The following is a 9,903-nucleotide window of genomic DNA, read 5'->3' on the forward strand; positions in this document are numbered from 1 at the left end:
GAGCCGATGTTACCGACTACACGCTAGATGTATGCGGCGCTCAGCTTAATTTATTTAATCGCGTAGAGCTGAGTTATGCGGTACAGCAGTTTGATGTACCAGCATTTGATACCGAAATAGAGCAATCTATTACGGGTGCTAAAATTCGTTTATATGGTGATATTGTTTATAGTAAGTGGCCACAGCTAAGTTTAGGTATTCAGCATAAATCTCTTGATGATGGTGCCGTTGCAAAACTTGTTGGCGCAGAAAGCACCAGTGGAACAGATTTTTATTTAGCTGCGAGCAAACTCCATTTAGGCGCAATTGCTGGCTATAACTGGTTTTGGAACGTAACTACTCGATACAGCGAAGCGAATGAATTAGGTTTACTTGGTTATGGTGGTGTAAACGATGGCTCTAAAATATTATTAGAAGGGAGTACCGCTATCTTTTTTAGTAGGGGAGTCGCCGTAGGAGTTGAATACCGTCAAAAAGCGAATAATCTTAATTTAGGTGAGCAAGATTGGAAAGATGTGTTTGTAGTATGGATGCCTAATAAAGATATAAGTGTAACGGCTGCTTATTTAGATTTAGGACGCATTGCTGGAGTAAACGATCAAACAGGTTGGTACTTATCGGTAACAGGGTATTGGTAATGAAATCTTTTGCAGTAATTTTATTATGTATTGGTTTGTTAGGGGGTTGTGCGAGTAAATCTGATTTATCCCTTTATCAACAACTTGATGGAAAAGCGGGTATAGAAAGACTTATTGATAGTTTTATTTATCAAATAGGTAACGATGAGCAAGTATTTCATTACTTTGAACACGCTAATATTACACACTTTCGCCAAGGTTTTATTACCCACCTTTGTATGTTAGTTAACGGTCCGTGTAATTATGATGGCGATTCAATGGTTGATATTCATACTGGAATGCATATATCGGAAAAAGACTTTAATCATGTGGTTGATTTGCTTATTAATGCAATGAATGAGCAAAATATAAGTCATAGTGTGCAAAATAAAATTCTTTCTAAAATGGCGCCATTACGCAGTGAAATAATAAAAATTTAGTAAAAACTGGTCAATTCGAATTTATTTGTGTTTATTGTTTAAAACCATATGGGCAGTTTTTACAGCCATTTTTACAACACGAGCCTCGCTTTAAAAAAAACCACTTACTAAATATCATGTAGCCGCTTTGCATGGTGTAGTCGAGCCCTTCAATTAAATTGTCACTTTTTCTAAATGGCTTTGCAAAATCAATTTGGATTTTAATCGGCTGCGTATATATGTTTTCTAAATAGGCATTTATTTTATCGAGTGTGCAGCTTCTACATAAACAGCTTGTTGTTGTGGTATCAAGAGGTAAAATACCAGGAAGTTCGTTGCACCAACATGCCAATATATTATCTACGTTACAAGTGAGCATGGTATTACAATGGGTGCAGTTGAGTTGAGTCATTATTATTCTTTAAAGTTTTAGTCGCATAAGCATACCAAATATTATGAACACACAAAAAGCATTAGCTGAATTTATTACTTTTGGTGAACGCAGAGATGATGCCATTTCGGTTATTGTTTCAACTCCTGCAAACAGTCAAAATATTATTTATACTTTAACAACCACAGTACTAATTGATGTACTAGAACGTTGTTTAAATAACGAAATCGACTTGGATGACCTAGAGCTGTGGGCTAATGTAATTGAGTCGCGAGATGATATTAATTGCAGTGAACATGACGGCGTTATTTATGCGCTTAGTAACAGTGAGCAAATGGGTGAGCTTAGCCATAAAAAGCTTGCGCAATTAGTTGCGTTGGTAAAAATTTGATTTAGCGCTAAGCAGCCAATAAAGCGAGGTATAAAACCTCACCTACAGTAAACATCAAACCCCACAACATACACCAAACCCGTAGGTGCGAATTTACATCAATCATGTAGTGGTTTTAAAGTTTAAAAAGCGAGGTGTAAAACCTCACCTACAACATGCTGATATACACCAAACCCGTAGGTGCGAATTTACTTCGCGCTCATGTAATGTGGCTTTAAAGTTTAAAAAGCGAGGTGTAAAACCTCACCTACAGCATGCTGATATATACTAAGCTTGTAGGTGCGAATTTATTTCGCGCTCATGTAATGTGGTTTTAAAATTTAAAAAGCGAGGTGTAAAACCTCACCTACAATAAACATCAAACCCCACAACATACACCAAACCCGTAGGTGCGAATTTATTTCGCGCTCATGTAATGTGGTTTTAAAATTTAAAAAGCGAGGTATAAAACCTCACCTACAATAAACATCAAACCCGACAACATGCATCAAATCCGTAGGTGCGATTTTACATCGCGCTCATGTAACGTGTTTTAAAGTTTAAAAAGCGAGGTGTAAAACCTCACCTACAGTAAACATCAAACCCCACAACATACACCAAACCTGTAGGTGCGATTTTATATCGCGCTCATGTAACGTGGCTTTAAAGTTTAAAAAGCGAGGTGTAAAACCTCACCTACAATAAACATCAAACCCCACAACATACACCAAACCCGTAGGTGCGAATTTACATCAATCATGTAACTTATAAGTAATAAAAAACCGCATTCAAATTGAATGCGGTTTTTTTAAATCGAGAATTACCGTTTTAAACGATTACTTATGGTATCCCAAACATGTTTCCACTTCGTTTTTAGAACCCAAAATTACAGCCACACGCTGGTGGATTGCATCAGGCTGAATATCCATAATACGTTCACTGCCTGTTGAGGCAATGCCGCCAGCTTGCTCTACCAGCATAGCCATTGGATTGGCTTCGTAAAGTAAGCGTAGTTTATTAGGTTTTTTAGGATCTTTAGTGTCGGTAGGGTAAGTAAAAATACCACCACGGCTTAATACACGATGCACATCGCCAACCATTGCTGCAATCCAGCGCATATTAAAGTTTTTAGCACGAGGACCTGTTTCGCCAGCTTCTAAGTCATTAATATAGCTTTGCATTGCTGGTTGCCAATGGCGTTGATTAGATGAATTAATAGCAAATTCGTTAGTCTCAGCAGGAATGTCAGCAAAATCTTGTGTTAGTAAAAAGCTACCTTGTGTTTTATCAAGAGTAAACATACGCGTGCCTTTACCTGTACTAAGTGCAAGCATGGTCGACGGACCATAAAGTACGTAACCAGCTGCAACTTGCTTATGGCCCGGCTGCATAAAAATACTTTCATCAGCAGCATCAGAGCCTTCAGGTGCTTCCATAATCGAGAAGATAGTACCCACAAGTGAGTTAATATCAGTATTTGATGAGCCATCAAGGGGATCAAATGCAACAATATATTTAGCATCTTGATTGCCAGCTACTGTGTAGTCTTCTTCCTCAGAAGCGATTGCTTTAACCGTTCCAGATTCCAGTAAAATATCTTTTAACAGCTGATTAGATAATACATCGAGCTTTTTTTGAGTTTCGCCTTGAATGTTTTCATCAAGAGTTGAACCTAACACGCCTGAAAGTGCACCTTGACCAACACGAAATGAAATTTCTTTACATGCAGCTAAAATTGTTCGAATTAATGATAAAAGCTCTCTTGGGCAACCGTCTTCAAGTAATACTGGAGGGAGTCTACGCATTTTATTTTCCTGATAACATATTCAAATTAATCACAAAGTGAGAGAGATTAGTTTAAAGCGCTGAAATTCGTCTTAAATAACTGTATTGTTTAAATAGCACCCTATAATGGGACCACCTAATCGTACTTAAAACACAAATAACAAAGATAAGATTATGAAAAAAATATCACTATTATGTTACATATTCCTTACTGTGCTGTTCTCTATCATAACCCAAGCGCACGCAGCAATTAAGTCTATTGATGAATTTACTGGGCAAATGAATCATTTTCCAGGCTTCTATTCATTCTTTTATGATACCCAAAATGGCAAGGTGTACTTAAAAGTTGATAAGTTTGAACAGCAGTTTTTACTTCAACAAAGTTTACCGTACGGTATTGGCTCTAACGACATAGGGCTTGATCGCGGTCAGTTAGGTAACACTTATTTAGTTCAGTTTGAGCGTTTTGGTGACAAAGTAATGTTACGCGCTGTAAATACTTACTACCGTGCTAATACGAGTAATAAAGCGGAACAACAAAGTATTAAAGAAGCATTTGCATCAAGCATACTTGCTGGTTTTAAAGTTGTTGCAGAGGATAATAGTACAGCGCTGATTGATTACACCCCTTATTTATTAAGTGACGTGCATGGTGTAAGCCGAACACTTGCTGCTCGTAAGCAAGGTAGCTTTAACCTTGATGAATCGCGAAGTGCTGTTGATATGAATCGCTCAAAAGCATTTATAAAAAACACAGAGCTTGAATCAGTACTTACGTTTAAAGGTACAAAGCCTGGTGAGTTTGTTCGCCAAGTTAGTGCAGACCCATACGCCCTTACTGTGCATATGCATCACTCTCTTATTCAATTACCTGATGATAACTACGTACCGCGTAAATTTAATTCGCAATCAGGTTTTTGGAGTATTGAACATAAAGATTACGCAGCACCACTAGGTGAATCTATGTATGTGCGTTACATACCGCGTCATCGCTTAGCTAAAAAAGATCCGAGCTTACCCGTTAGCGAACCAGTAGAACCTATTGTTTATTATTTAGATCCGGGTGTACCAGAACCAGTAAAAAGCGCTTTACTTGAAGGCGGAAAGTGGTGGAATGACGCGTTTGGTGCTGCAGGGTACAAAAATGCATTTATAGTAAAAGTATTACCGACCAATGCCGATCCTATGGATATTCGTTATAACGTTATTCAATGGGTGCATCGTGCAACACGCGGTTGGTCATACGGAAGCTCTGTAATCGACCCTCGTACAGGTGAAATCCTTAAAGGGCATGTAACGCTTGGCTCTTTACGTGTACGCCAAGATATTTTAATTGCCGAAGCGCTTGCTGCACCTTATTTAAAAGGTAATGAAGTTGCTAAAAATTTACAAGCGATGGCGCTTGATCGTATTCGCCAATTAAGCGCACATGAAATTGGTCACACGTTGGGTATTTCACATAACTTTGCTGCATCGGTAGGTGATAGAGCTTCTGTAATGGATTACCCTCATCCGTTACTTAGTTTTAACGAGCAAGGTAAGCTAGATGTAACGCGCGGCTATGCTAAAGGCATGGGTGTATGGGATACCCAAGTAATTAAATATGGCTACAGCGATTTTACTAATCAAGATGAAAGCGCAGAGCTTGCCGCTATATTAAAAGAGAACAAAGCAAAAGGGCTTGAATTTATATCAGATCGTGATGCGCGTGCAAAAGGTGGGGCACATCCGACTGCTCATTTATGGGATAACGGCGCTAACCCTTCACAGGAGCTTTTAAGAGTACTAGATGTTCGTAAAAAAGCGCTTTCTCAGTTTGGTATTAATAACATTAAAACTGGTGATGCACTTTCACAATTAGAAGAAAAGCTAGTCCCGCTTTACTTGTTTCATCGTTTTCAGGTAGAGGCTGTTGTTAAACTTATAGCGGGAGTTGATTACGAATACGAAACACGCAGTGATGCGCAAGTTAAAGGCGCGCAAGTAGTTGCAAAGCAAATACAGCAAGAAGCAGTAAATGCTATTTTTGCAACACTTAAGCCTAGTAACTTATTATTGCCAGAGTCTGTATTATCGCTTATTCCGCCAAAAGCATATGGCGAGTCTAAATCACGCGAAAGTATAGTTGGCCGTACAGGTTTAACACTTGATGCAATGGCATTACCTGAAGTTGCTGTACAACATAGCTTATCGTTATTATTAAACGCTCAGCGCTTAAACCGTTTAGCGCAACAGCAAGCACGTAGTAATGATTTTTACAGCTTAGATGAATTACTTGAGGAGCTTTACAGTCAAGTGTTTAACGTATCGTCGCCTAATACTATGGCAGGGAAAATCACTCAGCGCGTACAATTTTTAACTGCAAAAACAATGGCAGATTTAGTTGCAAACGATGCTGTAAGCCCTGAAGTGCAAGCCCAATTGAGTTACTACCTGACGAAGCTAAGTGAAGACTTTAATCAAAATTCATTACTAAGTCATACCAGCACCGGCGAAAGTGCATTTAAACAATATTTAGCACAGCAGATTAATCAATTTTTAAAAACCGGCACGTGGCCAAGTAATTTTAAAGCGTTACCAATACCACCTGGTTCGCCAATTTAAAAAATTATCATCATTATAAGGAGACAATCAGCAATAAATATTGTCTCCTTTTTGCAGCGCAAAGCTCGGTGGTAAATACTGTTGTAGGTGAGGTTTTATACCTCGCTTGTAAATAAAAAAGCCAAGATACACGATTGATGTAAATTCGCACCTACAGGTTTAGTGCATGTTGTTGGGTTTGATGTTTATTGTAGGTGAGGTTTTACACCTCGCTTTTTGTTTTTAAAATATTAAAGCCAAGTTACATGATTGATGTAAATTCGCACCTACAGGTTTGGTGTATGTTGTCGGGTTTGATGTTTATTGGAGGTGAGGTTTTACACCTCGCTTTTTAAACTGTTACCGCCTTACTTTATTAATTCGACGTTTGTATTCCTTTCGTTACTTTTACTTGCATAAAGTTGGTTTTTTGTTAACCTACCGCTCTTCCATTTTGGTCTTTTTGAGGTGTTTATGGCGTTACTATCTCGTTCGATATTGGCGTTGTCCATAGCCCTTACAAGTACCAGTGTATTAGCTCAACCTCAATGCGACGTAGAACTCAGACACGGTTTAATAATCACAGATGATGTAATTCGTATTGTTGATAACGGTCAAACCCGTGTGCAAATTAATAATAATAATCAGTTATTTATTCGTGGTTATTGGGTTGATTTGAGCGACGATGAAAGCAAAGTCCTTGAGCAGTTTAGTAGTGGCATTCGCCACACAGTTCCCGAGTTAGTTAATTTAGCAACCGACGGTGTGCATTTAGGTTTAAGCGCTATAGAGCATGTTGTTGAGGGAATGTCTGATAAAGACCCTGAAGTACTTAAAACCCAGCTTAAATATGTAGAGCGCGCGTTAATGGATAAATTTAAGCGCGGCGATGACTTCTTTTTTATTGCTCCGCAATCACTTTCCCAAATTGATGATTTTTTTACTAAAGAAATTAGCCAAAAAATTCATTCTGCAGTACATGGATCGCTTGGTGCAATTATTGTGTCGTTAGGCGGTGCGTTTAAATCGCGCGAAGGTAATATAGAAGATCGTATTAACGACATGGGTCAGCGTATGGATATCATTACAAAAGAGATTGATAAATCATTGCAAAAAAAGGCGCACCAGTTAGAGCTTAAAGCCTCAGAATACTGTGAATGCTTGAATACGCTCGATGTAACCGAATCTCGTTTGCAAGCTATAGTACCAGGTATGGCCGACTTTGATTTAGTACAAATAAAATCGTAATTGTTTACAATTTTATCTACACTAAATTAGAGAGTTAGAACTATTTAGATGAATTAATTACTTTTATAAAATCTAATATTTCGATTTCTTGTTTATTTGAACGAGCTACACCTTTCCAATATAACTCAACGACCTTTTTATATTTACCATCTAACTTTTCTGAACAATAAGATAATCTTAAAAGGGAAAACGTATCAGAAGAGTCCATGGATAAAAGTTTCTCAGCAGCTAGGCAAGCATCATCATAATTACGTTGTTTAATTGCTGAATTATATTTTTCCAAATAAGCGTTGTACTCTACTTCTATTGGACTTTGCACTGACTGAAAAGCATATTGGTATAGAGGTTATTAAAATTGCTAAATTACAACGTTTAAATATATTCATTAAAGCTCCTTTTATTTATGGAATGATTATAAAACGAGTGCATTTAGGTATGATACTTTTTTGTAAAATCATATAGGTTATAGCTTAATTTCATCAGCTGTTAGCAATCTATACTCACCACTTGCTAGGTTTTCATCTAATTTAATACCAGCAATTTGTTCGCGGTGTAATTCAACCACTTTGTTATCTACAGCATAAAGCATACGTTTAACCTGATGAAACTTACCTTCACTTATTGATAAACGCAGACCGTAATTAGCAAGTCGTTCGGCGATAGCAGGGCGAGTTAAATCTTTTTCGTTATGCAGCATCACACCTTCGCGTAATTGCTCTAATGCTTCATCAGTAATGGGCTCTTGGGTTTCGACTAAATAGGTTTTAAATTTATTACTTTTTGGTGATGTGATTTTATGTGACCACTCACCATCGTTTGTAATAATCACCAAGCCCGTGGTGTCTATGTCTAAGCGACCAGCCACGTGAAAGTCACTCATGTTTGGCTCATCGAGTAAATCAAATACTGTTTTGTGAAGCTCGTCGCTATTGGCGCTAACGTAACCAACTGGTTTATTTAGCATGTAGTAGCGCTTACCTAAAAATACCAGCGGTTCACCTTGAAAAAGCACTTCGTCTTGCTGATGAATATGAGAATCATGTGAGGTTACCACTTCGCCATTAACGCTTACTTCTTTGCGTTTTATACTAGCGCGCGCTTTTGAGCGAGGTAGCTCTGCTAAGTGGCTAATAAATTTATCTAAGCGGCAAGGGAATTTCATTTTGGTTCACATTTTTAGTCGGCTACAATGGGCGCGATTATAACGGATAGTGAAATACCATGACAGTGCAGAGCACACAAATTTTAAGCCTATATAAAGCAAAGGTTGCCTCTGGTGAACTAAGTTTTGATGTTGCTCAGCAAAATGCAGTGAGTGCGTTAAATATCTTGAGCGAGCAGTTGCAGACAAGCCATACTTGGTGGCAAAAAGCACCGTTAGTTAAAGGGGTTTATTTGTATGGACCTGTTGGGCGTGGTAAATCTATGTTAATGGATTTATTTTATAAAAACTTAGCTACGACTCAAAAACAGCGTTTACATTTTCATCATTTTATTGCGCAAGTACATGCTCAACTAGCGCAATTGCAAGGTCAAAAAAATCCATTAAATTTAATTGCAAAACAGTGGGCAAAAAATATTCGTGTGCTGTGTTTTGATGAATTTTTTGTGAGCGACATTGGTGATGCCATGATTATGGCAAGATTATTCGACGCACTGTTTAAACACGGTGTAGTACTGGTGGCTACCTCTAATGCAAAGCCAGAGCAGCTTTATTATAATGGCTTACAACGAGCGCGGTTTTTGCCCACTATCGATTTAGTAAATAATCATTGTCATATAATTAGTGTTGAAGGGATTGAAGATCATCGCTTTAGACACGGTAAAAATAGTAGTCACTATTTTATTGGCTTATCAGAGTCAGCGTTTAAATCTGCATTTTCAATTGACTATCCTACAGCAGTGCAAAGCAACACAATCAGTGTGCATGGACGTGAGTTACCTTATTTATTAAAAACCGATAATGCGTTAATGATTGATTTTATGGCGTTGTGCTCTGGTCCTCGTAGCGCTAACGACTACATGTTTTTAGCAAAGCAGTTTGATGTTTTATATATATCAAAGGTACCAAAAATGGGTGTAAATGCTACGGGTAAAGTTATTGTGCATGGCATTGAAGACAGCTACCAACGCGAAAAGCAAACATTAGATGAGCATACTTTAGATGACGAAGCGCGTCGTTTTATTGCGTTAGTGGATGAGTTTTACGATTGCCATAAGTTGCTGGTAATAAATGCCGAAGCCGACATTGACACTCTTTATACGGGCAAAAAACTAAGCTTTGAATATGCGCGAACGCAGTCGCGCATAGTCGAAATGCAAAATTGGTAACGTTTTAGTTTGATGTAGATCTTGCTCACGCGAAAACTGTAGTGACCTCTAATTCTCTTTGTGAATAAGTCACTTAAAATCTTATTGTGCAAAGAGAAGTAAAAGAGGGGTAAATGAAAAGACCAAACATAGTAATTACGAGCTTTGCTCGTCACGCCA

The 9,903-nt window shown here is 38.0% G+C and carries 10 protein-coding genes; 6 read left to right on the forward strand and 4 right to left on the reverse strand.

Annotated elements, in window-relative coordinates; genetic code table 11:
* Positions 1-638: DUF3034 family protein (locus L647_RS0101615; protein ID WP_024609648.1), on the forward strand; the 638-nt coding region annotated here is incomplete at its 5' end.
* A complete protein-coding gene (locus L647_RS0101620; RefSeq protein ID WP_024609649.1) occupies positions 638-1,057 on the forward strand; it encodes a group 1 truncated hemoglobin in 420 nt (139 codons plus the stop codon). The genes L647_RS0101615 and L647_RS0101620, both read left to right, overlap by 1 nt.
* Before the next feature lie 31 nt (positions 1,058-1,088).
* Here L647_RS0101620 and L647_RS0101625 read toward each other — a convergent pair whose 3' ends face one another.
* Complete coding sequence (locus tag L647_RS0101625; protein ID WP_024609650.1) at positions 1,089-1,448, reverse strand: DUF5522 domain-containing protein; 360 nt, start codon at positions 1,446-1,448, stop codon at positions 1,089-1,091.
* A 43-nt stretch (positions 1,449-1,491) separates the two neighbouring features.
* Between L647_RS0101625 and L647_RS0101630 the strand changes: the two genes are divergently transcribed.
* Positions 1,492-1,818: a hypothetical protein gene (locus L647_RS0101630; protein ID WP_024609651.1), complete on the forward strand. Its 327-nt coding sequence runs from the start codon at positions 1,492-1,494 to the stop codon at positions 1,816-1,818.
* 815 nt (positions 1,819-2,633) lie between these two features.
* Here L647_RS0101630 and L647_RS0101635 read toward each other — a convergent pair.
* Complete coding sequence (locus L647_RS0101635; RefSeq protein WP_024609652.1) at positions 2,634-3,602, reverse strand: class 1 fructose-bisphosphatase; 969 nt, start codon at positions 3,600-3,602, stop codon at positions 2,634-2,636.
* A gap of 154 nt (positions 3,603-3,756) precedes the next feature.
* Between L647_RS0101635 and L647_RS0101640 the strand changes: the two genes are divergently transcribed.
* A complete protein-coding gene (locus tag L647_RS0101640) occupies positions 3,757-6,186 on the forward strand; it encodes a zinc-dependent metalloprotease (protein ID WP_024609653.1) in 2,430 nt (809 codons plus the stop codon).
* A 453-nt stretch (positions 6,187-6,639) separates the two neighbouring features.
* Positions 6,640-7,413 (forward strand): YggN family protein, encoded by a 774-nt coding sequence (locus tag L647_RS0101645; RefSeq protein WP_024609654.1) that lies wholly within the window; start codon positions 6,640-6,642, stop codon positions 7,411-7,413.
* Between the two features lie 40 nt (positions 7,414-7,453).
* Here the strand turns inward: L647_RS0101645 and L647_RS0101650 are convergent, their stop codons facing one another.
* Together L647_RS0101650 and L647_RS0101660 are read right to left on the reverse strand one after the other, a co-directional pair.
* Positions 7,454-7,732, reverse strand: coding sequence for a hypothetical protein (locus L647_RS0101650; protein WP_024609655.1), 279 nt, complete (start codon positions 7,730-7,732; stop codon positions 7,454-7,456).
* A gap of 144 nt (positions 7,733-7,876) precedes the next feature.
* A complete protein-coding gene (locus L647_RS0101660; protein ID WP_024609656.1) occupies positions 7,877-8,575 on the reverse strand; it encodes a pseudouridine synthase in 699 nt (232 codons plus the stop codon).
* Positions 8,576-8,634: 59 nt separating this feature from the next.
* Between L647_RS0101660 and zapE the strand changes: the two genes are divergently transcribed.
* Complete coding sequence (gene zapE / locus L647_RS0101665; RefSeq protein WP_024609657.1) at positions 8,635-9,744, forward strand: cell division protein ZapE; 1,110 nt, start codon at positions 8,635-8,637, stop codon at positions 9,742-9,744.
* Positions 9,745-9,903: the final 159 nt, after the last annotated feature.

The sequence above is a fragment of the Pseudoalteromonas sp. TB64 genome (assembly GCF_000498095.1).
Taxonomy (GTDB): Bacteria; Pseudomonadota; Gammaproteobacteria; order Enterobacterales; family Alteromonadaceae; genus Pseudoalteromonas.